Origin of the sequence: Bifidobacterium sp. 2450 (assembly GCF_041900695.1) — a bacterium.
Lineage (GTDB): Bacteria > Actinomycetota > Actinomycetes > Actinomycetales > Bifidobacteriaceae > Bifidobacterium > Bifidobacterium longum.
Map to the genome: position 1 here is coordinate 33,387 of NZ_JBHEEA010000006.1, position 23,889 is coordinate 57,275.

The following is a 23,889-nucleotide window of genomic DNA, read 5'->3' on the forward strand; positions in this document are numbered from 1 at the left end:
TTCATTCGGGTTTCCGGCTTCCCGTGTCCACGGGTGCGCGGTTCCACGGTTTGCCGCGTATGCGGGTTTCCGGAATGGTTCGTCCTTATGGGGCCGGACCGGTTATCTGTATCGGATTGTCTTCAGAAGAGGGTGTCCTGCAAGGGCGGGGTGTGTGTGGCGGCGGCCGGGGCCTTCGCCTTGCCGGTCGAGCGTGTGGTGGCGCGCCATCGTTGCTGGCGTGCGTTGCGCTGCTCGGTCTTGCGGCGCTTGCATTCGCGTTCGCGTGCCGCCGCCACGATCTCGGGGTTCGCGCGGATGTACCGGGCGAGCCGCCGTTCGGCGGTCGGGTCGTCGGGGTCGAACCGGAATCCGGCCTCCTGCGCGGTCTTCAGCACCTGGCGTCGGGCCCTCAACGGCAGTCCGCCGTAGATGCCGTACTGGTCCCGGACCATGATGCCGAACGCGAGGCATTCGGCCCTGACCGGGCAGGCCTCGCAGATCCGCACCGCCGCGCGGCGCAGCTCGTATTGGGTTCGCTGGTTGGGCAGGTCGTCGGGCCCCCACATGCGGTCCGACCACGAGTCGGGGAAATCCGCGCATTCTCCCTTCAGGAACATGCCGGCGCCTCCTTCGGCCCACGGCCGCCGATGAAGCCGAAACGGACGGACGCCGGCCCGGTCTCGGCCGGCTTCCGCCGCCCGAGGCCGTCGTCCTCCTCCCTGGATTCCGCGTCCAGGAAGGCGCGGCCCGCCCGCAATGCCTCCAGCACGGCATTGCATTCGCCTTCTGCGTCGTTCGCGGGGATGTTCTTCAGCAGCCGGCGCAGGGTGCGTTGGGCCTCGAACCCGTCGTTGCCCGCATCGAAGTCGTAGGGGACGAGCAGTCGCCTCGTCCGGCGGTCCAGGTCGTCGGGGATGCCGTAGTTCGGCACCTTCGGCGTGGATTCCGCGCTCGGTGGCTGCGCCGTTTCGCCCTTGTCGGCGAGGATGCCGTGTCCGGCGAGCAGGCGACGCCCGTGGGGGTCGTCGGCCATCTGGAGGCATACCTGGTCCCAGTGCCGTGCGAGGGAGCGGGGGCCGGTGAGCGTGCGACGCCAGAAACCGTCATACGGTTTGCCGGAAGCGTCGCCCTTGTCGGTCTTGGAAGGCGGCAGCGACGCCCATTCGGCCACGGCCAGCACCAGTGGCATGCCGTGGCGGGCGATCAGCCGTCGGGCGGCGTCGAGTTCGCGTTTGCCGGGCCGGGCCAACGGTTCGGGCACCGGCATCGGCGGCATGGCGCGCAGCCCGTCCGCCATCGTGCGGCACACCGCCTCCGCGTCGGAACCGGCCCCGGCGGATTCGCTGCTTGGGGGTTCGGCTCCGGCGGCGTCGGCCCATGAACCGTCCTCGCGGATTCCGTCATCGTCCGGGGAGGTCTCTCCGCTTGCGGGGAGATGCCCCGTAGGGGCAGAGGGGTTATTACGTACTAGGGACGTACTGTAGCTCACCAGGTGAGCTGGGGGTGGGGTCACAGCTGTGAACCGTGGTTCACCCGTGAGCCGGGGTTTTCCCGTGTCCCCGTCGCCATAACCACGGTCCACATGTGAGCCGGGGTTTCCCCTCGCCCTGTTTTCCGTGGAAGGCCGTCCTCCTCGGGTCGCGTCAATGTCGTTCGAGTCGAAGAAGTCGGGGTCGAGCTCCAGACGGTTCCCCAGGCACAGATCCCACACGACGGGCCGGTGCCACTCGCTGAAATGCCCGGCCTGGCGTTGGTCGCCGCGACGGATCAGCCCGTTCGCTTCCAGCCATGACAGATGGCGTTTGACCGTGCTCACGCTGCACTTGCACCACGCGGCCAGCTTCCTGTGCGTCGGATGCGCGTTGCGCCCCTCGTCGTCGGCCACGTTCGCCAGACACATCAGCACGCGAGCGGCACCGTCGTGCCTGGCGTCCACGGGCGCGAACCTGAGCGCCCAATCGACCGCGTTCACGCTCATGCGGCACCCCCTCGGCGGGAGTCTTGCAGACGTGCGCGCAGCACGGGCACGCGCGGCACGGGAACGTCGAGCATCATCGACAGGTAGAAGTCGTGGCTGCCGTCCGACGGGCAGGCCGCCAACAGGCCCGACGCAGGCCCACGGGCCGGGAAGCCGCCATGACGCCCGGCACGCTCAAGCGTTTCATGCGCTCTCATGGCCCTCCTCACCCACGGAACCGGCCGACTCCTCACGCCAACGGGCCTCAAGCATGTCGCGGCGCGTGGCCGCGCGGCACAGGGCGAACATCAGCAGCAGGCCGAAGCAGGCCACCGCGAGCACCACGAACAGCAGGATCACCAATTCCACCACTCATCACCCCCGCTCACCGAAGGATGCCTGAGCATCGAGAACACCGCGTCATCGCCGCTGAGGGACTCCACGTCGCGCATCAACGCGTCGATCTCGTCGGACACCATGCCCGCACCGGCCTCGTAGCCGCGATTGAACACGCAATCCGACGGACCGCCATGGATCAGACGACGGTTCAACGTCCGAGACGGCGACGAAGCGTTCCGCACGTCACGAAGAGCGTCATGCCGGCCGATCAGATAGGCGACCGCCATGACCTCCCTCACGGTCATCGACTCATCCACGGACAGGGACAACAGGGACATGTAGTCCCGGAAATTCGAGCGCTCCTCGTTATCGAGGGAACGCGCGCCAACGGTCATGGTCATTGCCTCACCTCCGCGTGAAGGGACCAGAAAGCGAAATCCCAGGCATCACGCGAGTTACGGTCGCACCAACGGCCCACAAGGACCATCACGCAGGCCAAAGGAACCAGAAACACGGCCGGCACGAGGAGATCCCTCGCGGCGATCAGCACGGCCACGAACACGACGACCGCCACCGCCGCCACGACCCACGAGGCCAGGCCCAACAGCTCGTAACGCCGTCCCAGACGACGCCAATACAACGATTCGGGAAAACCCGGGAAACATGTAGACGCCATGCACCGTGAAACACCCGCGCAGGCGGTACCATCAGAATCAGAAGCCACAAGGACTTCGGTTACACTTGACATTTGTGCAGCCTCCATAATCTAAAAGGCAATGCGAACGATTCACTGTCGCCAAACATCGGATCGTTCAACATTGGATGTGTTGCATACGCCCGGTTCCGATGTACCAAATCGAGACCGGGCATTCCTTTATCAGACCGTCACCTCCTCTGAATAGGGAGTAACAGTGATACCCAGCACGAAATCAGAAGAAAGCCCATAGCGATCGTGCAGAAACAACAGGTCATATTGCTGCCACTGCGTTTCGCCATTGACCTTCTTACAAACGGATGACGCAGACTGTCCCATAGAGGAAGCCAGCTCACGATAGGAAATACCCTGATTCTTCAGCCACTCCTTCATCGCAGCAGTTCCTTTCACAGTCGTTTGTTTCGTCATGGCTAACACTATAGTGTTTCTTTTGACGAAACGCAAATCGAATGATAAGGTCGCTATTATTAAATGAAGAAATTAACCAAATTAACCAATGTGAAAGTCAGAAAAATGACTGCTGTAGAACCAATCAAGATTCAGAAAAACATGGATGACGAGGTGCAGTATGCGGAACTCGTCATCGCATGGAACGTAAAAATGCTGCTTACCGCGCAAGATAAATCGCAAAGCGCTCTGGCGTCATTCCTCGGCATCCAAAGGCCCACCATGACCAATAAAATGAAAGGACGTATCGCATGGTCGGTAGCAGACCTAGTGAAGTCTGCCGATTTTCTCGGGACGACCACTGAAGCACTAATGGATGATTCGCTGATGAAGCAGCTTCAGGGGATGGGCAACAGAAAAGCCACCGGCGACACGCCAATGGCTTCAGGTGAGCTCCTGCGGCTGGGCTTGAACCAGCGACCGTCCGATTAACAGTCGGATGCTCTGCCAACTGAGCTACGCAGGAATGTCTGCTGTGTTTGAGATTTCTCTCGCGCACAAGTCACGTATCTTACATGCCTGCCACGAAAAAGCAAATTACATGCGTGTAGGGCATGTCGCGCTGAATTCCGCAGAATCGGACTCATCGAATACTATCTCATACAGCCAAAAACCGAACACGGATATACACTAGCGACTAACGGTAGAGGAGCTGGCTATGGAACGTCGAATACTCATGTGCAGATCACATCCAGTGATGTCGTTCGACTACAACCGGCAATCCGGTCACGCCGTAGGCGTTGGCGAGATCTTGGACCGTAATCGCCTGCCTCTGGAACTGGTGACTCACAGCAAAGACGCTGTATATGCACGTCGAATCGACATGTGGTGGGCCCATCGCGCCATCCCATCCACCCGAGACGGCATCCGCAGAGTATTGGACTCCATGGGCATGCGGTCCACGGTCGAATTGCTTGACAAGTCGTTGGGATTGAGCTTATCCGACCAGTATTGGGTGAAACCCGAATCCTCTAACGCCCGATGGAAGGACGTAAACTTTTTCACCAATCCATTCGATGAAAATCTCGGCAAGCTCATGCGATGAAATGCTCAGTCCCCGAGAGGAGCTGGTGTCTGCTTGGCAAATACTGGAATCGGTGAAACGGAACAACCGTCTGAGCATGCGAACCCAGTGGGAACAATCACAAGAGTTCTGATGTTCCGCTGTCACTGCATGGCAGCGGTTGTGACATGGATCGGCCACGGCTGAAGGTCGAACAACATGACGATGCGGCGATACTGTCGCGCGAAATTTCATTGTGGATAACTTCGGAAGCTAGAACCACATAGGTCGTTCTGGCTGGACATCCTGTTTCGGACCCCTCAAGGTGGGTATCACCGGCAAAGAAGCCGGAATCACATCACACTCACACTATGGGGAGGAATCTCATGAATGCACCACTGTTGTTTGATTGGCGTCGCGACGAAGCCCGACGTGCCAGCAGGCGGCGTCAGCAGGCGCGTCAGCGGGCTCAGGAACGGCAACGGCGTATGGATGCCATAATCGCGTTGGCCGCCGTTATCGGCCTGCTGCTTGCCTTGGGAGTAGGGCTGGCATCCACGCCTCAGCATGTTGCGCATGCGGATACTGCGGTGACCGGAGATGCGGCATACACGGTGGAGGATTTCACCGATATGTCTGATTTGGCGTGGCGCAATGGCAATCAGTGCGAATCCCGGTTCGACTGGCCGGTCGACGATCCACAGGTCGAACAACAGTTCGAGCGGCCGATCAACCCGTGGGCACCAGGTCATCGCGGAGTGGATCTTGTTGCGGAGCAAGGTACCGTAATTCTGTCACCACAGGCAGGGACCGTGAGTTTTGCTGGCAAAGTAGCTGGCAAAGATGTGGTGAGTGTACGGCATCGTGGAGGTGTCACGTCGACATTCGAACCGGCCGTTACCGAGCTCTCAGTGGGGGATACGATCTCCCGCAGACAGCCCGTAGGCATCGTTGAAGGCAGCTCGGACCATTGCGAAGACCGTTGCCTGCATTGGGGCCTCAAGCGAGGAACGGCCGACTATCTTGACCCACAGCAATATGCGGGGAGCCGAAAAATCGTACTGAAACCGTCATGATTTAACGGTGATTGTCGGCCGGAACAGGGCCGTACGGAAGAGACATCGCAGGCGGCTAGCGGCGTGACGAGTATGAATCACAGGCCGGCATCGGCCAAGGAAATATATCCGGGGTCGATCAGCGCGGACTTGAGATTGCTGGCGCTGACAGCCAGCAACGGTTCGCTGATGGTCGGGATCTTCTTCACGCCGCCTACCTCGGAGTTCCTGATTGAAGGCATGGAACTCAGCGCTTCGTCCTTGTTGAGCTTGGCGCAGGCCTGAGCGATATCCGTGGCGATGGTCTGTCTGTCTTCCATGCCGGTCATCCATTGCTTGCCATTGACGATGGATGGGATGTTCGAGACATACGCGCCGTATCCGGTTACTAGAGGCCACTGCGAGTCACGGTCCTTGTCGGAAGCGGAGGTGTCCTTGTCCGCATCGTCATCGGAACTGGATGAGTCGTTTGCGTTGTCGTTTTCAGGGGATTTGATCGGGTCCGGCACGGCGTCGCGGCTGAGATCCTTCTTGCCGGTGATATTGCCGACAATGCCCGAGATGGTGATCTGCGGATTGATATCGGCGGCAGAGCCGGTGTATCCCAGATCGTCCAATTCCTTGACGACCTCGGAGGCGATGTAGTCGTTCATCGTGATGATGCCGTCAATACGGGTGAGTGTGGACTGTCCGTCGGTTTTTGCCAGACGCTTGTCAAGCACTTTCGCAGTGGAGCCTTCCTTAGCGGCATCGTAGGCCACGGCTTGCCAATCGTTTTCCGTGGATTTGCCGTCCAAGGTGCCTGAAGGGCTTTCCACAACGCCCTTCTGATAGTAGGAGCCCAGTACCTGCCAGATACCACGGAACGCCTCTTGGGCGAACGTGGAATCGTCGGCGTTGCCTTTTTCGTCCACGGCGGTGTATGGCAGCAGCACCTCAATGTATTTGGGGTTGTCTTTACTGGCCTTATCCAACTTGAGTTTGGACACCATCTTTTCCGCCTGTAGCTTGCCGATGGTCTGGGCGTCCGAGAACTTGACGAAGGCGTCCGGCTTATATCCCTCGATACTGTTGCCGAGCAATACCACATGCATGCCGGATTCCTTGGCCAGCTTGAGCGATGAGACCAGCCGGTCCACGGCCTGCGCCTGCTCGTCCGATGCAGTGCTGTCGCTCTCAGTGTTGGACGAATCGTCTTTGGACGAGTCGTCTTCGGAAGATTCACCGTCAGAAGTAGCTCCCTCATCCGTGGCATCGTTGGTGCTCAGGTTCTGGCTGACGTAATCGCCGTATTGGCGAGTGGAAGCGTCGGCCTCGACTACTGGAGCCACGAGCAATGTCATGTTGTCGGGCGCGATGGCAATGCCGGAATCGTCCGTGGTGTTATTCGAAAGATGATCGACCACAAAGTCTTGGATGGCGCGGCTTTGCTTGTCCAACGAGTCGGACGTCGTATGATCGATATCGCCTTTCTTGAAACCGGCGTCGACCAGAGCCTTGGTCAGGTCAGGCACCAGCTTCGCCCACTTGTTCAGTGGCGTCTGCTGGTTCAGCGTAATGCCGTCCGAAGGTGCGAACACGGCCACGCCGCCGGCAGAATTGGACGTCACCGTGGTTCGACCATCTACAACGGTCTTATTGTCTGAGGTGCACGCGGCCAGTGACAGCACCATCGCGCAGGATGCGATAATGGCGGCGAGCAGGGTGGTTGAGCGGCGTGCGAACACCATAAGCGGCGAAACCTCCTCAAGCGGGCGTGAAAACAAACTGAATCACGATTCTAGTAGGCCGTATACGAAAAAGTCCCGGACCAGTGGACAAATCGCCACATATCCGGGAACAATTAGGGGTATTACGTGCGTGTATCGAACAACTGTCATGATTATCGTGCTGAGGAACATTCCAGATGAAGCACGACAATCATGACAGTTTGCGACATGACATGACCCATGTAGGTCCGCACGATGTGTTCGATGATTTACTCGGCCAGAGCCTTGGCCAGGTTCTCGTCCAGCGCGTCCATGAAGCCGTCGGTGTCGAGCCACGGTTCGTCCGGGCCGATGAGCATGGCCAGATCCTTGGTCATCTGACCGCCTTCAACGGTGTCGACGATGACCTTCTCCAGCGTCTTGGCGAAGTGACGGACTTCGGGCGTGCCGTCCAGATCGGCGCGGTGCTTAAGGCCGCCGGTCCACGCGAAGATGGAGGCGATCGGGTTGGTGGAGGTCTTCTCGCCCTTCTGCCAACGGCGGTAGTGACGGGTCACGGTGCCGTGCGCCGCTTCGGCCTCGACGGTCTGGCCGTCCGGGGTCATGAGCACGGAGGTCATGAGGCCCAGCGAACCGAAGCCCTGGGCCACGGAGTCGGACTGCACATCGCCATCGTAGTTCTTGCAGGCCCAGATGTAACCGCCGTGCCACTTCAGGGAGCTGGCCACCATGTCGTCGATCAGGCGGTGCTCGTAAGTCAGGCCTGCCTCGGCGTACTTGTCCTTGTATTCGGTCTCGAACACCTCGGCAAAGATGTCCTTGAACTGGCCGTCGTAGGCCTTCAAAATCGTGTTCTTGGTGGACAAGTACACCGGGTAATGACGCATCAGGCCGTAGTTGAAGCAGGCGCGAGCGAAACCGCGGATCGAATCGTTGACGTTGTACTGCACCTGGGCCACGCCGCCGTCTTCGCCGTAGTTGTAGACCACGTGCTGAATCGGCTCGGAGCCATCGTCCGGAGTGAAGGTGACGGTCAGCTGGCCAGCTCCCGGAACCTTGAAATCGGTGGCCTTGTACTGGTCGCCGAATGCGTGACGGGCCACGACGATCGGCTTGGTCCAGCCGGGCACCAGACGAGGCACGTTGCTCATCACAATCGGCTCGCGGAAGATCGTGCCGCCCAGGATGTTGCGGATGGTGCCGTTGGGGGACTTCCACATCTTCTTGAGACCGAATTCCTTGACTCGGGCCTCATCGGGGGTGATGGTGGCGCACTTGACACCGACATGGTGCTTCTGGATGGCGTGGGCGGCGTCGATGGTCACCTGGTCATCGGTCTCGTCGCGGTGCTCGATGCCCAGATCGTAGTAGTCGAGGTTCACGTCGAGGTACGGCAGGATCAGACGATCCTTGATGTCCTTCCAGATCACGCGGGTCATCTCGTCGCCGTCGAGTTCGACGACAGTGCCTTCGACCTTGATTTTGGCCATGCTTCCTCCTGATAGATGGTGTGAAGATGATTTAGTCATAGCGCATGTTTGTAACGACTTGAAGCAATCGTCCGGTCCGTGGGAAACGGCCTTGTTGGCGTCCCACCCGGGCAATAGGCTGGAAACCATGTCTCAGGAAATTGAAATCGGTTTGGGCAAAAAAGGCCGTCTCGGCTACGCACTCGACGATGTGGCAATCGTCCCCTCCCGTCGCACCCGCGACCCCGAGGACGTCTCCACCTCTTGGCAGATCGACGCCTATGAGTTCGATGTGCCGGTGATCGGCGCCCCCATGGATTCGGTGACCAGCCCGGCCACCGCCATCGCCATGGGCAAGATGGGTGCGCTCGGCGTGCTCGATCTGGAAGGTCTGTGGACCCGTTACGAGGATCCGACCCCGCTGTTGGACGAAATCGCCGGACTGCCGGCCGATCAGGCCACCGAGCGTATCCAGCAGATCTATGCCGAGCCGGTCAAGCCGGAGCTCATCACGCAACGTCTGCACGAGATTCGCGCCGCCGGTGTCACCGTGGCCGGCGCGCTCTCCCCGCAGCGCACCCAGCAGTTCTACTCCACCGTGGTGGACGCGGGCGTGGACCTGTTCGTGATCCGCGGCACTGTGGTCTCCGCCGAGCACGTCTCCTCCGGCCAGGAACCGCTGAACCTCAAGAAGTTCATCTACGACCTTGACGTGCCCGTCATCGTCGGCGGCGCATCCAACTACACCGCCGCTCTGCACCTGATGCGCACCGGCGCGGCCGGCGTGCTCGTCGGCTTCGGCGGCGGCGCGGTCTCCGCCACCCGCCAGACCATCGGCGTGCAGGCCCCGATGGCCACCGCCATCGCCGACGTGGCCGAGGCCCGCCGCGACTACATGGACGAATCCGGCGGCCGCTACGTGCAGGTCATCGCCGACGGAGGCATGGGCGACTCCGGCAGCTTCGTCAAGGCCCTGGCCCTCGGCGCCGACGCGGTCATGCTCGGCGCGCCGCTGGCCCGCGCCACCGAGGCCCCCGGCAAGGGCACCCACTGGGGTTCCGAAGCCCGCCACCAGACGCTGCCGCGCGGCTACCGCACCACGGTCGGCACGGTCGGCCCGCTCGAACAGGTGCTGTTCGGACCGAGCCACCAGGCGGACGGCAAGACCAACTTCATCGGCGCCCTCAAGCGCGCGATGGCCTCCACCGGCTACGTCGACGTGAAGAACTTCCAGCGTTGCGGCATGGTGGTCAACCCGTATTCCGCACGATAATCCCGATTACCCCCTGGAAATGGGGGTTTGCCCTCCATGCAGGAGGCTTAACTTGCCCGAAGGCGCGCTCAAGTAGTTTGACTTGGCGCGCCTTTCGTGATGTTGTAGTACAGACGCTCGCCGATGATGGTGAGTTGCAAGGGGGCTTGAAGGGGGTCATCATGGAGTATTCGGGATTTTTCCACGGCACATATCAGTACGGGCCGTTGCCGAGTTATGACGGATTCATCGTTGTGGAGCTGTCGGATCGCCCGGTGCGGTATCACATCCAACCCACATTCATAGGCGGGCTGAATGCGAAGGAATGTCATTCCATGGCCATGGCTGCATGCCGCATCGCCTGCACATCGGCGGACGCGATACGTGGCAAACTCAGCGTCGCACATCTCAACAGAGCCATGACAAAACCATGCCTGGACCGGCTGCAAACCATGCAATACCTGCTCGGCACCCACATGGTCACCCATCCGGAGCTCAAAGCGAAATTCTGCTATCTGCCCACTGTCCCCACATTGATCGACGGCATGATTACCGGCAAGGACACGCTGGAAATGGCGGTATTCATGACCATCGGCCAGGAAAATCTGCGAGTCAACCTCAAACTGAAGTACATCGGTTCTCGATGGATGTGCATCTATGCCGATCTGGGCTGACCAGACGGCCCCGCCCGCACACCGATTCCTACGCTGGTAGCGGGAGACGGTTCTGCCGTGTCATAGGCTGGTTCGCCTATAGTAGTGACCATGCGTGAACATGTAGAAGAACCCAGATATGTCACCACCGATGACGACACCGTCTACTCGCTGCTGGCCAAACGAGCAGCTCGCACGCCGGATGACATCATCGCGGAATGGCAGGATGACAACACCCACCAATGGCGCAGCGCCACAGCTACTGAAATGCTGTCCCGCGTACGCGAGGTGGCCAAGGGCCTGTTGGGACTTGGCGTCAAAGCCGGCACCATGGTGCTGATTTACTCGCCTACCTGCTATGAGTGGGGTGTGGCTGATTTCGCTTGCGCGGCAATCGGCGCTGTGGTTGTGCCCGTCTATGAGACCGATTCTGCCCGTCAGACCGCGGGCATCGTCGAGGAAGTCGATCCCGCCATCGCCTTTGCCGGCGACTTCCAGCACGCACAGACGCTTGAGCAGATCCGTGTCAATCATCCGGGCATGAAATACGTGTTCAATTTCAAGGCCGATGGCCTTGACGCTGTCGCTGACTTCGGGCATGGCGTATCCGATGAGACGTTGGATGCGGCTATCGCTCGTATCAAAGCCGATGATCTGCTCACCGTGGTCTACACCTCCGGTTCCACCGGCAAGCCCAAGGGCGCGATGCTCTCCAACCGCAATTACACGCACATCGTGCTTAACGGCTACGAGATTCTGCGTGGCATGCTGTACGACGACAACCGTCTGCTGCTGTTCCTGCCGCTGGCGCACTGCTTCGCCCGCTACATCCAGTACGTGTGCATCGGTGGCTGCGGCGTGGTCGGATACATTCCCGACGCCAAGCGACTGCTCGCCGATATCCGCAGCTTCAAGCCCACCTACCTGCTGGGCGTGCCACGTGTGTTCGAGAAGGTGTATAACGCGGCCTCGCAGAAGGCTGGTGCCGGCATCCAGGGGCATATCTTCGCCCAGTCGGTCAAGCACTTCGTCAAGTGGAGCAAGGATGAGCAGGCCGGCCGCGGCCATTCGTTCATCGAGCGCATGCGCCATTCGTTCTACATGGCCACGGTGGGCAAATCCATTCGTTCCGCTCTCGGACCGAATCTCAAATGGCTGGCCTGCGGTGGTGCGCCGCTCAACGTGGATTTGGCCCACTTCTTCAACGGCATGGATGACATCACCTTCATCCAGGGTTATGGCATGACCGAAACCGCCGCTCCGATGCTCGTCAATTGGGAGGACGACAACGAGGTCGGTTCGGTCGGCAAGCCTGGGCCTGGCATGGGCGTGCGTCTTGGCGAAGACGATGAAATTGAGCTGACCGGCCCGAACGTGTTCCTTGGCTACTACAAGCAGCCCGAACTCACCGCACAGACGATGACTGCCGACGGCTGGATCAAAACCGGCGATCTGGGTCGTATCGACGACCGCGGCTTCACCTTCATTACCGGACGCAAGAAGGACATCATCATCACCGCCGGCGGCAAGAACATCAGCCCCGCCCCGATGGAGGATGTCATCGACACCTGCCCGATCGTGGCTCATGCAGTAGTAGTCGGCGACGGCAAGCCGTTCGTGTCCGCACTTATCGAGCTCGACCCCGAAATGCTGCATTCCTGGCTGGAAGGTCAGGGCCTCAATGCCGACATGACACTCGCCGAGGCCAGCGACAACGACGCGGTGCGCGCCTTTATCCAGCAGTACATCGACCAGGCCAACGCCAATGTCTCCCGCGCTGAGTCCGTGCGCAAATTCGCGGTGCTGGATGAGGAATTCAGTCAGGAGCACGGCACGCTCACCCCGAGCATGAAAGTGGTGCGTCCCAAGGTATTGCAGCGCTACGCCACCGTCATCGAAGAGGATCTGTACGCGCCCAAGCCATCCAACAAGCCGCTGCCCGCCACTGCCAAGATCATCGACAGCACGCTGGAGACCGTCAGGAAATCCTCCGAATCGGTCAAGCAGGCGTCCGAACAGGTCAAACAGGCCTCGGAACAGATGAAAACCAGCGTGTCTGATTCGATTGCTAGCGTGTCGGAGAAGATCAAGAAGTCGAAGGCCGAACCCGAAGAGGGCGAGACCGGTGATTCCGCCGACAATGCCGACAATGCCGCTGACACCGGCAGCAAGCCGGACCGGCCGGCTGACGAGAAGAACGAGGAGTAACGAGAAGTGGCCATCCGTGAGATCAGGGTCGTGCCCGACCCAGTCCTGCGCACCCCCTGCGATGAGATCAAGGAAATCACCCCAGCCGTACGCCGCCTGGTTGACGACCTGCTGGAAACCGTGGACGATCCGGGCCGAGCGGGCCTGTCCGCCAACCAGATCGGCGTGAGCCTGAGGGCCTTCTCCTACAACATCGACGGCAAGGTCGGCTACGTTCTGAACCCCGTATTCGAGGAGAAGTCCGGCGAGCAGTATGGCGATGAAGGTTGTCTGTCCGTGCCCGGCTTGTGGTACAAGACCCGTCGGGCCGACTACGCTCGCGTGCGTGGCATCGACCTGGACGGCAACGAGGTCGTGCTCGAGGGCTCCGGGCTGATGGGCCGTATGCTTCAGCACGAATGCGACCATCTCGACGGCCACGTGTATTTGGATCGCCTGGAAAAGGAAGAACGCCGCGAAGCCCTGCGCTACATGCGCAATCGTCAGGCGAAGTAGTCCATACCCGGCTCCCGCTGGCGGGAGCCGTCGAACGTAGTGAGACTGAGGGTGGTTCTGCCGGTACCGCCCGTAACTCCCCTCAGTCGCCTACGGCGACAGCTCCCCTCAAGGAGGGGAGCCTGTTTTTCTTAGTACCGGCTCCGTGCTATTCTCAAAATTTGTGTGCCACCCGGCAACGGACGCAGTCGCTGGCGTCCGGAACCACCCAATATTGTCAACCGGCACACAACAAATTCGCGTCATGCTCGCGACGGCCTGTGTCGGTCGGCTGTACAACTCGTGAAACCGGGGGAGTAGCTGCACGCAGGTGCGCATGGCCAGGCAAGAACCGACAATGAAAGGTAGTAATACCATGGCTCAGATCACTATGAGCGACATGCTGAAGGCCGGCCTGCACTTCGGCCACCAGACCCGTCGTTGGAACCCGAAGATGAAGCAGTTCATCCTCACCCAGCGCAACGGCATCCACATCATCAACCTGTTCAAGTCGCTCGACATGATCGACAAGGCGTACGACTTCATCAAGACCACCGTGGCCCACAACGGCACCGTGCTCTTCGTCGGCACCAAGAAGCAGGCTCAGGAAGCTATCGCCAACCAGGCCACCCGCGTGAACATGCCCTACGTCTCCGAGCGTTGGCTCGGCGGCATGCTGACCAACTTCCAGACCGTCTCCAAGCGCGTCAACCGCCTCAAGGAACTTGAGGAAATGGACTTCACCGACGTGCACGGCTCCGGCCTGACCAAGAAGGAGCTCCTCCTGCTCGAGCGCGAGAAGGACAAGCTCAACAAGCAGCTGGGCGGTATCCGCAACATGAACCGCACCCCGTCCGCGATGTTCGTCGTGGACATCACCAAGGAAGCCCTGGCTGTTGAGGAAGCTCACAAGCTGGGTATCCCGGTTGTCGCCATCGTCGACACCAACGCCGACCCGGACACCGTTGAGTACCCGATTCCGGCCAACGATGACGCCATCCGCGGCATCGAACTGCTGACCAGCCTGATGGCTGACGCCGTCGCCGAAGGTCTGCTGGAGCGCTCCGGCGCCAACAAGGCCGAGGGCGAAGCCGCCGAGCAGCCGATGGCCGCTTGGGAGAAGGAACTCCTGACCAACGAGGCTCCTGCCGAGGCTTCCGCTGAAGCCGCCGCTCCGGCTGCCGCCGAGGGCGAAACCGCCGAGGCCCCCAAGGCCGAGTGATGCTCTACGATGGGAAGTGCCTGAATAAGCGCTTCCCATCGTTCATGGGTAAGCAAAATTTCTCAAGGAGAATAATCAATGGCAGCAATTACCGCCGCACTGATCAAGCAGGTTCGTGAAGACACCGGCGCTGGCATGCTCGACGTCAAGAAGGCTCTGACCGAAGCCGAAGGCGACGTCGCCCGCGCCAAGGAAATCATCCGCGCCAAGGGTATCGCCGCAGCCGGCAAGCGTGAAGGCCGTAAGGCTCAGGAAGGCACCATCGCCTCCAAGGTCGTCGAGACCGCCAATGGCGAGACCGGCTACGCCGTCGAGTTGAACTCCGAGACCGACTTCGTGGCCAAGACCCCGAAGTTCGTCGAGTTCACCGAGGAAGTTCTCGGCTACGCCGTGGACGCCGACGCCAACTCCGCTGACGAGCTGCTCGAGGCCAAGGCTGGCGACACCACCGTCAAGCTGGCTGTCGAGGAGGCCGCCGCCCTGTTCGGTGAGCACGTCAAGGTCGGCCAGTTCGCCAAGATCTCCGGCGAGCACGTCGAAGTCTACGCTCACAAGAAGTCCGCCGAGATGCCGCCGAGCATCGTCGCCATGATCGCCACCGACAAGGCCGGCGCCGCCGTGGCTCACGAAGCTGCTCTGCAGATCTCCGCCATGGGCGCCAAGTGGCTGACCCGCGAGGACGTTCCGGCCGATGTGGTCGAGTCCGAGCGTCGCGTGGCCACCGAGAAGTCCCTGGCCGAGGGCAAGCCGGAGAAGATCGTTCCGAAGATCGTCGAAGGCCGTCTCAACGCTTTCTTCAAGGAAGTCGTGCTGCTCGAGCAGCCGTTCGTCAAGGACCCGTCCAAGACCGTCGGCGACCTGTTCAAGGAAGTCGGTGGCAACGCCACCGCATTCGCTCGTGTCGAGGTCGGCAAGGGCGAAGAGGAGTGAGCCTAAGGCTTACTCCGCGCGCTTAGCGTAATTTCAACGAAACGCCATCCGGTTATTCAATAATCGGATGGCGTTCCGCTATTCCAAGGGTGTCGTTGCTAGGGGGTGTCGTCGTAAACCGATACGCTTGTCTACGGATAATTTCGCACTTTCGGTTTTGAGAAAGGCACAATATGACTGATAGCGACAAGCCGCGCAGAGTTCTGCTCAAGCTGTCCGGCGAAGCATTCGGTGGTGGCAAGGTCGGCATAGATACCCATGTGATTCGTCGCATTGCCGAGGAAATCGTTCCGGCCGTACAACAGGGTGTGCAGGTGGCCATCGTGGTCGGCGGCGGCAACTTCTTCCGCGGTGCCGAACTGCAGCAGGCCGGTATTGATCGTTCCCGTGGCGACTACATGGGTATGCTCGGCACGGTGATGAACTGCCTCGCTCTACAGGACTTCCTGGAGCAGGAGGGGCAGGCCACCCGCGTGCAGACCGCCATCACCATGGGACAGGTCGCCGAGCCGTATATTCCGCTCAAGGCCATCCGTCACCTTGAAAAGGGTCGCGTGGTGATTTTCGGCGCCGGTGCCGGCATGCCGTACTTCTCCACCGACACGGTTTCCATCCAGCGTTCTCTCGAAATCCACTGCGACGAAGTGCTTATGGGTAAGAACGGCGTCGACGGCGTCTACACCGCCGACCCGCGCAGGGACGAGAACGCCAAGCGTTTTGAAATCCTGAGCTACAATCGCGCTCTCGTGGACAATCTGGCCGTCATGGACGCCTCTGCACTGTCCATGGCCCGCGACAACAAGAAGCGTATCCGCGTCTTCGGCCTCGAAGAGCCGGGCAACGTGACCCGCGCCCTCGTCGGCGATGAAATCGGTACGCTGGTCTCCACCGCCGAATCGCGCGTGGCCGAGTAAGCCGCAAACGCCTACAATCGAATCAAGCGTTCATAGACGAACAACACAGACGAACACCAACACACAAGGAGTGAATATGTCTCTTATCGACCAGGCCAAGGAACAGATGGCCAGGACCGTGGAAAACACCAAGGAAAACTTCTCCGGCATCCGCACCGGTCGCGCAAACCCGGCCCTGCTCAACGGCATCACCGTGGACTACTATGGTGCCCCCACCCCGATTAAGGCCGTCGCCTCCATCGGCGTTCCCGAACCGCGCACCCTGTCCGTCACCCCGTTTGACGCTTCCCAGGCCGGTGCCGTCGAAAAGGCCCTGCGCAACTCCGACCTCGGCATCAGCCCGAACCGTGATGGCAACGTCATCCGCCTGACCATGCCGGAACTCACCGAGGACCGTCGTAAGGAATACGTCAAGCTCGCCAAGGGCAAGGCCGAGGACGGCAAGGTCGCCGTGCGCAACATTCGCCGTAAGACCAAGGAAACCATCGACAAGGCCGTCAAGGACGGCGAGATGGGTGAGGACGAAGGCGATCGCCTGCTGAAGGATCTTGACAAGGTCACCAAGTCCGTTACCGACGAGATCGATACTCTGCTGGAGACCAAGCAGAAGGAGATCATGGAGGTCTGATTCAGACCAGGTCCGGAGGATTATGGAACGCAACGAACAACTCCATGAAGAGGCCGAGGAGACGCTCGACCAGATCAACAAGAAGACCGGCCGTAACATGCCGCAGGCCATCGCCACAGGCGCGGCACTGGTCATCCTTATTGTCGCGTGCCTGCTGCTCAGCGTCGACCTCTTCGTGCTGCTGGTAGTCGTGTTCATGATTCTGGCGCTGTGGGAGCTCAGGGTGGACTTCGCCACCGTAGGCCTGCACATCCCGGTGTTTATGCTGTGGCTGTGCTCGTCCTTCACCCTCATCGCCACCTACTATTCCCCATACCATCTCATCACGATGTCGCTGAGTATCATCGTGTCGATTATTCTGGTCGCCATCGCGGCCAGCGCAAAAATCAGCGTCGGCAACCGCCTATCTCTGGCGGTTGCCGGCAAACTGTCCAACACGGATGCCAGCGCGCGCCTCGAATCCTCGTTCAATCATGAGGGCGGGGAACAACATCATTCCCGGCTCAGCCATGCGGCTGTGTCCGTGCTTACCGTGTTGTACATTCCGTTGTTGGCCAGCTGCATCATCATCTCACTGACTTTTGATGGACATCCGATTGCTCACGCCATCATGCTGGTGTTCCTGCCCGCCCTATCCGATACGGGCGGTTTATTTGCCGGTGCCTGGCTCGGCAAACACAAGCTCAGCCCGCGCATCTCGCCGAAGAAGTCCGTTGAGGGCCTTATCGGCTCGATGCTCTTCGCCATGGCTGGCGCGTTCGCCGTATTCGTGTGCACGTATGATGCCTCGAACTGGGCCACTCGTTGGTGGGTGCCGATCGTGGCGGGTATTCTCATCGGCGCCGTGGGCACGTTCGGTGATTTGTGTGCTTCCATGCTCAAGCGCGATATCGGCATCAAAGACATGGGCCATCTGCTCAAGGGACACGGCGGTGTGATGGATCGTGTGGATTCCATTTTGATGAGTGCACCGTTCACCTGCGCCTTGCTGTGGGTCACCGGACTGTGATTCGCATGCCTCGTGCATGAACAATGTGGCATCGTGTGTATATCGCACGGTGCCACATGTCATATATGGGGGAATCATCGTTCAATATGCGTTCGCCATGGGCTAAGACATGGGCCATCTGATTCGTATGCGGCACGCCGTATGGTGGATTCTGATATTTCTATTGCATGTTTGACTATTTTCTGATATTGAGAGCGAAGCGAACCCATCATGACCACACAGCATCCTGACACTCCGGAAACCGGCATTACTCCCGGCGGCACATCAGGTGCCTTCCGTGACGTGCTATCCAAGGACCATGCCCGCCGTGGTAAGCCGCCGCTGCACTTTGTGGATATGACGCCCGAGCAGCGCATCGAGAAAGCGGCCGAACTCGGATTGCCGAAGTTCCGAGTCAAGCAGCTCGCCAACCATTACTTTGACCATTTCGATGTGAATGCCGCCAAATTCACTGATTTTCCGGCAGCCAAGCGCAGCGAGGCCGCCGCCGCGTTCTTCCCGCAGCTCATCACCGAGGTGACCCGCCAAGTGGCGGACGAAGGCACCACTATCAAGACCTTGTGGAAGCTGTTCGACGGCTCCCTCATCGAATCGGTGCTTATGCGATACCCGACCCGCACCACGCTGTGCATTTCCTCGCAGGTCGGCTGCGGCATGGGCTGCCCGTTCTGCGCCACCGGCAAGCTTGGCCTGACCCGTAACATGTCCACCGGTGAAATAATCGAACAGGTGCGTGTGGCCGCCAAAATGATGCGTGACGACGAAGTGGCCGGGGGAGAGGGCCGACTGAGCAACATCGTGTTCATGGGCATGGGCGAGCCGATGGGCAACTACAACTCCGTGCTGTCCGCCGTGCGACAGATTTCCGCCATGCCTCCTGAAGGCTTCGGCATTTCCGCGCGCAACATCACCGTATCCACGGTGGGCGTGGTCCCCGGCATCAGGAAGCTCACTGCCGAAGGCATTCCCGTGCGTCTGGCCGTTTCCCTGCATGCCCCCAGCGACGAACTGCGTGACGAGCTGGTGCCGATGAACAAGCGTTTCAACACCACGCAGGTGTTGGATGCCGCGCACGATTATTGGCTGGCCTCCAAGCGCCGCGTCAGTATCGAATACGCGCTGATGCGCGGCATCAACGACCAGGCCGAGCATGCGCAGTTGCTGGCCAAGAGGCTTAACCATTACGGCGACAACTGGGCCCACGTCAACCCGATTCCGCTCAACCCCATCGAGGGCTCGAAGTGGACCGCCTCCAAGCCGGAAGACGAACAGCGGTTCCTGGAGATCCTGCACCGCGCGGGCATCACCGCCACACTGCGTGACACCCGCGGCCAGGGCATTGACGGTGCCTGCGGGCAGTTGGCCGCTAAGGAGCGGTAGTTACTTCAGCGCATCCTTGATTGCGTCCACGAAGTAGTCCAAATCAGCGGGTTTGCGGGACGTGATGAGCTTGAAGCCGTTGGCGTCGTCCACGTGCAGCTGCTCGTCGACGTAATGGCCGCCCGCGTTCTCGATATCAGCGGCGATATAGCGGCAGGGCGCGGCGGTCTTGCCAGCCACCAGACCCGCGTCGACCAGCAGCCACGCGCCATGGCAGATCGCGGCGATCGGCTTGCCTTCGTGCGCGAACTCCTGCGCCAGCGTGATCGCATCCTCATTGACGCGGATACGATCCACATTGCAGGTGCCGCCGGGCACCACCAGCAGGTCGTAGTCGGCAGCCTGCACGTCGGACAGGCGCGCGTCCGGGGTCAGCGTTTCACCTTCGTAGCGGTCGTGCTGCACCGTCTCACACGGGTCCAAGGTAGTGGCGGCAAGCGTCACCTTGGCGCCGGCGGCCTTGAGATCGCGCAGCGGGCGCGTCAGCTCGGTCTCCTCGATACCCCAGTTGTTGACGATGATCAGTACCTTGCTGTTTTCGACAGCCATGCCAATCTCCTTGATTCGGCGGACAACTTCCACGAGCCATTCTCTCACGCCGAGCGGTTGCCATGCCGGTGCTCAATATGATGATTCTCATATTCCAGAAACAGGTGCGGCGCATGTAACAGGCGGTAGGTAGTCTGAAGGACTGTAATGCAAAGCCGAACAGGGGAGTGAAGCATGTCGTTGGCGGTACGAGTCATCCCGTGCCTGGACGTTGACGCCGGTCGCGTGGTGAAGGGTGTGCATTTCGAGAACCTCAAGGACGCGGGTGACCCGGTGGAGCTGGCGGCCGAATACTACCGTCAGGGAGCCGACGAGATCACCTTCCTGGATGTGACCGCATCCAGCTCCCACCGCAACACGATGATTGACGTGGTCTCCCGCACCGCCGAACAGGTGTTCATTCCGATGACCGTGGGCGGCGGCGTACGCACGCCCGAGGACGTCGACTCGCTGCTGCGCTGCGGTGCAGACAAGGTCGGTGTCAACACGGCGGCCATCAATGACCCGTCGCTTATCAGCCGTGTGGCCGACCGTTTCGGCAACCAGGTGCTGGTGCTCTCCGTGGACGCCCGCCGCGAAAAGGGCGAGCAACACACGCAATCCGGCTTCGAGGTCACCACGATGGGCGGCCGCAAATCCACCGGCATTGATGCCATCTGGTGGGTCAAGCGCGCCGAGCAGCTTGGCGCCGGCGAGATTCTGCTCAACTCGATGGACGCCGACGGCACCAAGGAAGGCTTTGACCTCGAGATGGTTCGCGCCGTGCGCAAGGAAGTCAAGATTCCGATCATCGCCTCCGGCGGTGCCGGCAAAGTCGAGGACTTCCCGCCCGCCATCGAAGCAGGTGCCGACGCGGTGCTGGCTGCATCCGTATTCCATTACGGCATCCTGACCATCGCCGATGTCAAGGCGGAACTCAAGAAGCACGGCTACACCGTTCGCTAAACGAATACACCTTGCTCCCGTTGGATGAACAATCCAATGAATTGTTCGTGGCAGTGCGCTATGCACACGTCGCACATAATCCGGGAGCTGCCAGCGAAGCTGACTGAGGGTGGTCCACACAAGGAAGATAGGTATGACAGACACTACATACGACAATTCCACTGAACTCGATCCCCGTATTGCCGCACGCCTGAAGCGTGACGCCAAGGGCCTGGTCGCTGCCGTCATCCAGCAGTACGACACACACGAGGTGCTGATGGTCGGCTATATGAACGACGAGGCATTACGCCGCACGCTGACCACCGGCTGCGTGACCTTCTGGTCCCGGTCCCGTCAGGAATACTGGCGCAAGGGGGATACCTCCGGCCATGTGCAATACGTCAAGGGCGTGTCCCTGGATTGCGACGGCGACGCACTGCTGGTCGAGGTCGACCAGGTCGGTGCCGCCTGCCACACCGGCAAGCGCAGCTGCTTCCTCGAAGGCGGCCCCCTGCCCATGGTCGAAGGCCGTCGCCCGGCCGAGCAGTAGAACGGGCTTTCCTGACTGAGGGAAGCTGAGCGACCGCGTACTATGAAACAAGACATCGAGTTGTAAGTAAAGGAGCGAATATGAGCGAATGCAGCGTCAAACACCTGAAGTGGGGCGCCACCTGGCCCAGTCGCGAACAGTTCCACGAACTGGCCGACGCCGGCTACCGCGTGGTGCCCATCGTGCGCCGTCTGCTCGCCGACTCGCTCACCCCGGTCGGCTTCTACGAGCGTCTCGCCGGCGGCCGATCCGGCACCTTCATCCTCGAATCGGCGGAATACGGCGGCACGTGGAGCCGTTACAGCTTCATCGGCGTCAACTCGATGGCCCAGCTGCGCTCCAACAACGGTCAGGCCGACTGGCTGGGCAAGATCCCGGTTGGTGTGCCAGTCACCGGTGACGTGGTCGAAGTCGCTCACGCCACGTTGAAGACTCTGAAGGCCCCGCATGTGGAAGGCCTGCCGAACCTGACCAGCGGTCTGGTCGGCACAGTCGGTTGGGATGCTATCCGCCACTGGGAACCGACCCTGCGCGCCGAAGCTCCGGACGAGACCGGCCAGCCTGAGACCGTGCTTGCCCTGGCCACTGATATCGCCGTGGTCGACCACGTATCCGGTTCGGTGTGGCTCATCGCCAACGCGGTGAACGTGGATGATAAATCCACCCGCGCCGACGTCGCCTACAACGAGGCCGTCGCTCGACTCGACCAGATGCAGCGCGATGCCGCCACCCCGGCTCCGGGCGAGTCCCGCGTCAACATCCTGGACGAAACGGTCGCCCAGCCTGAGCTGCGCTTCCGCACTGAGAAAAGCCACTACGAGCAGGCCGTCGAACGCGCCAAGCAGCACATCGTTGACGGCGACGTGTTCCAGGTGGTCATCTCCCAGCGTCTCGGCATCGATTCGCCTGCCGACCCGTTCGACGTGTACCGTGTGTTGCGCACGCTGAACCCGAGCCCGTACATGTATTTCATGGCGTTGACCGACGCTCAGGACCGCGACTTCAACGTGATCGGCTCCAGCCCGGAAACCCTCATCAAGGTGGACAACGGCCACGCGATGACCTTCCCGATTGCCGGATCCCGCCCTCGCGGCGCCACCCCTGAGGAAGACGAAAAATTCGCCAAGGAATTGCTTGACGATCCGAAGGAACGCAGCGAGCACATCATGCTCGTCGACCTGTCCCGCAACGACCTGAGTAAGGTGTGCGTGCCGCAGTCCGTGGAAGTCGTGCAGCTCATGGACATCAAGCGTTTCAGCCATATCATGCACATCTGCTCGACGGTCACCGGCAAGGTCGACCCCTCGCTGACCGCATTCGATGTGTTCAAGTCCGCGTTCCCGGCCGGCACGCTGTCCGGCGCGCCAAAGCCGCGCGCAGTCGAAATCATCGACGAACTGGAACCGGCCGACCGCGGCATCTACGGCGGCACCGTCGGCTACTTCGATTTCTCCGGCAACATGGACATGGCCATCGCCATCCGCACCGCGTTCCTGCGCGACCATGAGGCGAGCGTGCAGGCCGGTGCCGGCATTGTGCTCGACTCCGTGCCCGCCACCGAATGGCAGGAGACGCGCAACAAGGCCGAGGCCAGCGTCGAATCCATCCAGATCGCCGCCCAGTTGCGCGAACTGTAACGTTCAACGCATAGCGATGCCCCCGCTGACAGAAGTTGTCAGCGGGGGCATCGCTGTCTGTACGTTAGTGGGTTTCGCCCATGATGTCGGTGGCGCCGGTCTCGGTGCTCACAGCGGCTTCGATGGCGGCTTCGATGCCGCGCGCCATGGTCGCGATTTCCATGGTCGGCGTGCCGTTCGGTTTGCTCACGCCCTGTGCGGTCGCATACGGCACATGAATGAAGCCGCCCTTGACGCCGGGGAATTTGTGGTCAATCAGATACAACACGTTATACATGATGCTGTTGCACACATACGTGCCTGCCGTCCCACACCGAATACGATGATGCCCAGCGTGACGTTGCCCTTCGGAATAATGCCGCCGACCAGCGTGGCGATTACGTCGCCGACACCTGCGGCTGTGAAAATCGCGCCGAGACTGGCCAGCAGCATCGGCAGCATGCAGAGCGCACCCATGGCAGACAACAGGCGTTCCGAATCGTTGAGGAATACGAGCGGCGCACCGGCCGTACCTACGAACAGCACCTGGCCAAAGAACCATGCGACGTTCTCCATGCCGGAAGTCATGCCCCTTGAGCTCTTCCACATACTCGTCGTTCGGCTCGTGACCGGACGCTTCAATCGCACCCACCGCCATCGGCATAATGACCGGACGCACGAACCCGGCCACGCCACCAAAACTCACGTTGAACGCGGCGAACACGAGACGCATCACACCATACAGGGCGATCACCATACCGGGCGTCGCATTCTTCATCTTGCCGATCAGCTGTGCGTAAGCGTATGGACGCATGAGCGTCGGCTGAGCCCGGTCGGCATGGTGTTCGCTATGATGGACAGTCGGACTTTGATAAGAAACAGTATTCGTAACAGGCAAGTAGGT

General features: G+C 60.5%; 28 protein-coding genes, 1 tRNA gene and 1 pseudogene. 16 read left to right on the forward strand and 14 right to left on the reverse strand.

Going from position 1 to position 23,889, the window contains the following annotated elements; all coding sequences use genetic code 11:
* Positions 1 to 122: 122 nt before the first annotated feature.
* The 7 genes from ACEUKI_RS04415 to ACEUKI_RS04445 form a co-directional block, all read right to left on the reverse strand.
* Positions 123 to 599, reverse strand: a complete 477-nt coding sequence (locus tag ACEUKI_RS04415; protein WP_007054326.1) for a WhiB family transcriptional regulator — start codon at positions 597 to 599, stop codon at positions 123 to 125.
* A complete protein-coding gene (locus tag ACEUKI_RS04420) occupies positions 590 to 1,960 on the reverse strand; it encodes a helix-turn-helix domain-containing protein (RefSeq protein ID WP_374156555.1) in 1,371 nt (456 codons plus the stop codon). Before ACEUKI_RS04420 ends, ACEUKI_RS04415 begins: the two co-directional genes overlap by 10 nt.
* The gene (locus tag ACEUKI_RS04425; protein ID WP_115770777.1) at positions 1,957 to 2,157 is read right to left on the reverse strand and encodes a hypothetical protein; all 201 of its coding nucleotides are present in this window, start codon (positions 2,155 to 2,157) and stop codon (positions 1,957 to 1,959) included. The genes ACEUKI_RS04420 and ACEUKI_RS04425 overlap by 4 nt, the downstream gene beginning before the upstream one ends.
* Positions 2,144 to 2,308 (reverse strand): hypothetical protein, encoded by a 165-nt coding sequence (locus ACEUKI_RS04430; protein WP_181896301.1) that lies wholly within the window; start codon positions 2,306 to 2,308, stop codon positions 2,144 to 2,146. The genes ACEUKI_RS04425 and ACEUKI_RS04430 overlap by 14 nt, the downstream gene beginning before the upstream one ends.
* The gene (locus ACEUKI_RS04435) at positions 2,296 to 2,679 is read right to left on the reverse strand and encodes a hypothetical protein (RefSeq protein WP_186289866.1); all 384 of its coding nucleotides are present in this window, start codon (positions 2,677 to 2,679) and stop codon (positions 2,296 to 2,298) included. Before ACEUKI_RS04435 ends, ACEUKI_RS04430 begins: the two co-directional genes overlap by 13 nt.
* Positions 2,676 to 3,026, reverse strand: a complete 351-nt coding sequence (locus ACEUKI_RS04440) for a hypothetical protein (protein WP_115770778.1) — start codon at positions 3,024 to 3,026, stop codon at positions 2,676 to 2,678. Before ACEUKI_RS04440 ends, ACEUKI_RS04435 begins: the two co-directional genes overlap by 4 nt.
* Before the next feature lie 129 nt (positions 3,027 to 3,155).
* On the reverse strand, positions 3,156 to 3,401 hold the full coding sequence (locus tag ACEUKI_RS04445; protein ID WP_101027751.1) for a helix-turn-helix domain-containing protein: 246 nt from the start codon (positions 3,399 to 3,401) through the stop codon (positions 3,156 to 3,158).
* A 141-nt stretch (positions 3,402 to 3,542) separates the two neighbouring features.
* Here ACEUKI_RS04445 and ACEUKI_RS04450 point away from each other — a divergent pair, with 141 nt between their 5' ends.
* Positions 3,543 to 3,872, forward strand: coding sequence for a helix-turn-helix domain-containing protein (locus ACEUKI_RS04450; RefSeq protein ID WP_260847461.1), 330 nt, complete (start codon positions 3,543 to 3,545; stop codon positions 3,870 to 3,872).
* Here the strand turns inward: ACEUKI_RS04450 and ACEUKI_RS04455 are convergent.
* A tRNA-Asn gene (locus ACEUKI_RS04455) sits at positions 3,834 to 3,906 on the reverse strand. The genes ACEUKI_RS04450 and ACEUKI_RS04455 overlap by 39 nt on opposite strands.
* Positions 3,907 to 4,098: 192 nt before the next feature.
* Between ACEUKI_RS04455 and ACEUKI_RS04460 the strand changes: the two genes are divergently transcribed.
* Positions 4,099 to 4,485 (forward strand): hypothetical protein, encoded by a 387-nt coding sequence (locus ACEUKI_RS04460; RefSeq protein ID WP_179133396.1) that lies wholly within the window; start codon positions 4,099 to 4,101, stop codon positions 4,483 to 4,485.
* A gap of 344 nt (positions 4,486 to 4,829) precedes the next feature.
* Entirely contained in the window at positions 4,830 to 5,519 is a 690-nt protein-coding gene (locus ACEUKI_RS04465; RefSeq protein ID WP_007054320.1) for a M23 family metallopeptidase, read from the forward strand.
* Positions 5,520 to 5,596: 77 nt separating this feature from the next.
* Here the strand turns inward: ACEUKI_RS04465 and ACEUKI_RS04470 are convergent, their stop codons facing one another.
* Both ACEUKI_RS04470 and ACEUKI_RS04475 read right to left on the reverse strand, forming a co-directional pair.
* Positions 5,597 to 7,228: a hypothetical protein gene (locus tag ACEUKI_RS04470; protein ID WP_374156556.1), complete on the reverse strand. Its 1,632-nt coding sequence runs from the start codon at positions 7,226 to 7,228 to the stop codon at positions 5,597 to 5,599.
* 248 nt (positions 7,229 to 7,476) lie between these two features.
* The gene (locus ACEUKI_RS04475) at positions 7,477 to 8,697 is read right to left on the reverse strand and encodes an NADP-dependent isocitrate dehydrogenase (protein WP_080784753.1); all 1,221 of its coding nucleotides are present in this window, start codon (positions 8,695 to 8,697) and stop codon (positions 7,477 to 7,479) included.
* 127 nt (positions 8,698 to 8,824) lie between these two features.
* Here ACEUKI_RS04475 and ACEUKI_RS04480 point away from each other — a divergent pair, with 127 nt between their 5' ends.
* The 10 genes from ACEUKI_RS04480 (at position 8,825) to rlmN (ending at position 19,346) form a co-directional block, all read left to right on the forward strand.
* Complete coding sequence (locus ACEUKI_RS04480; protein WP_007052748.1) at positions 8,825 to 9,949, forward strand: GuaB3 family IMP dehydrogenase-related protein; 1,125 nt, start codon at positions 8,825 to 8,827, stop codon at positions 9,947 to 9,949.
* A 161-nt stretch (positions 9,950 to 10,110) separates the two neighbouring features.
* Complete coding sequence (locus tag ACEUKI_RS04485; RefSeq protein ID WP_012577406.1) at positions 10,111 to 10,602, forward strand: hypothetical protein; 492 nt, start codon at positions 10,111 to 10,113, stop codon at positions 10,600 to 10,602.
* 90 nt (positions 10,603 to 10,692) lie between these two features.
* On the forward strand, positions 10,693 to 12,789 hold the full coding sequence (locus ACEUKI_RS04490; protein WP_080785020.1) for a long-chain fatty acid--CoA ligase: 2,097 nt from the start codon (positions 10,693 to 10,695) through the stop codon (positions 12,787 to 12,789).
* A gap of 6 nt (positions 12,790 to 12,795) precedes the next feature.
* On the forward strand, positions 12,796 to 13,284 hold the full coding sequence (def, locus tag ACEUKI_RS04495; RefSeq protein ID WP_080784754.1) for a peptide deformylase: 489 nt from the start codon (positions 12,796 to 12,798) through the stop codon (positions 13,282 to 13,284).
* 355 nt (positions 13,285 to 13,639) lie between these two features.
* Complete coding sequence (rpsB, locus tag ACEUKI_RS04500; protein WP_007056702.1) at positions 13,640 to 14,485, forward strand: 30S ribosomal protein S2; 846 nt, start codon at positions 13,640 to 13,642, stop codon at positions 14,483 to 14,485.
* A 78-nt stretch (positions 14,486 to 14,563) separates the two neighbouring features.
* Positions 14,564 to 15,415, forward strand: coding sequence for a translation elongation factor Ts (tsf, locus tag ACEUKI_RS04505; RefSeq protein ID WP_007052754.1), 852 nt, complete (start codon positions 14,564 to 14,566; stop codon positions 15,413 to 15,415).
* Between the two features lie 173 nt (positions 15,416 to 15,588).
* A complete protein-coding gene (gene pyrH, locus ACEUKI_RS04510) occupies positions 15,589 to 16,329 on the forward strand; it encodes a UMP kinase (RefSeq protein WP_080784755.1) in 741 nt (246 codons plus the stop codon).
* Between the two features lie 76 nt (positions 16,330 to 16,405).
* Positions 16,406 to 16,957: a ribosome recycling factor gene (frr, locus tag ACEUKI_RS04515; RefSeq protein ID WP_013140812.1), complete on the forward strand. Its 552-nt coding sequence runs from the start codon at positions 16,406 to 16,408 to the stop codon at positions 16,955 to 16,957.
* 22 nt (positions 16,958 to 16,979) lie between these two features.
* Entirely contained in the window at positions 16,980 to 17,966 is a 987-nt protein-coding gene (locus ACEUKI_RS04520; RefSeq protein WP_374156557.1) for a phosphatidate cytidylyltransferase, read from the forward strand.
* A gap of 210 nt (positions 17,967 to 18,176) precedes the next feature.
* Positions 18,177 to 19,346 (forward strand): 23S rRNA (adenine(2503)-C(2))-methyltransferase RlmN, encoded by a 1,170-nt coding sequence (gene rlmN / locus ACEUKI_RS04525; protein WP_080784757.1) that lies wholly within the window; start codon positions 18,177 to 18,179, stop codon positions 19,344 to 19,346.
* On the opposite strand, the gene ACEUKI_RS04530 is transcribed toward rlmN, so the two are convergent.
* Positions 19,347 to 19,895: a type 1 glutamine amidotransferase domain-containing protein gene (locus ACEUKI_RS04530; protein WP_080784758.1), complete on the reverse strand. Its 549-nt coding sequence runs from the start codon at positions 19,893 to 19,895 to the stop codon at positions 19,347 to 19,349.
* A 174-nt stretch (positions 19,896 to 20,069) separates the two neighbouring features.
* On the opposite strand from ACEUKI_RS04530, the gene hisF reads away from it, so the two are divergent.
* The 3 genes from hisF to trpE all read left to right on the forward strand — a co-directional run bounded on the left by hisF (position 20,070) and on the right by trpE (position 23,006).
* Positions 20,070 to 20,840, forward strand: a complete 771-nt coding sequence (gene hisF, locus ACEUKI_RS04535) for an imidazole glycerol phosphate synthase subunit HisF (protein WP_080784759.1) — start codon at positions 20,070 to 20,072, stop codon at positions 20,838 to 20,840.
* A gap of 133 nt (positions 20,841 to 20,973) precedes the next feature.
* Positions 20,974 to 21,369, forward strand: a complete 396-nt coding sequence (hisI, locus tag ACEUKI_RS04540) for a phosphoribosyl-AMP cyclohydrolase (protein ID WP_080784760.1) — start codon at positions 20,974 to 20,976, stop codon at positions 21,367 to 21,369.
* An 80-nt stretch (positions 21,370 to 21,449) separates the two neighbouring features.
* Positions 21,450 to 23,006: an anthranilate synthase component I gene (gene trpE / locus ACEUKI_RS04545; RefSeq protein ID WP_080784761.1), complete on the forward strand. Its 1,557-nt coding sequence runs from the start codon at positions 21,450 to 21,452 to the stop codon at positions 23,004 to 23,006.
* A 64-nt stretch (positions 23,007 to 23,070) separates the two neighbouring features.
* On the opposite strand, the gene ACEUKI_RS04550 is transcribed toward trpE, so the two are convergent.
* The 3 genes and pseudogenes from ACEUKI_RS04550 to ACEUKI_RS04560 all read right to left on the reverse strand — a co-directional run.
* On the reverse strand, positions 23,071 to 23,274 hold the full coding sequence (locus ACEUKI_RS04550) for a peptidase (protein WP_251847826.1): 204 nt from the start codon (positions 23,272 to 23,274) through the stop codon (positions 23,071 to 23,073).
* The gene (locus ACEUKI_RS04555) at positions 23,262 to 23,573 is read right to left on the reverse strand and encodes a 5-oxoproline transporter, DUF979 family subunit (protein WP_260847459.1); all 312 of its coding nucleotides are present in this window, start codon (positions 23,571 to 23,573) and stop codon (positions 23,262 to 23,264) included. The genes ACEUKI_RS04550 and ACEUKI_RS04555 overlap by 13 nt, the downstream gene beginning before the upstream one ends.
* A gap of 58 nt (positions 23,574 to 23,631) precedes the next feature.
* A pseudogene (locus ACEUKI_RS04560) lies at positions 23,632 to 23,799 on the reverse strand (5-oxoproline transporter, DUF969 family subunit); the annotation flags it as partial.
* Between the last annotated feature and the right edge of the window lie 90 nt (positions 23,800 to 23,889).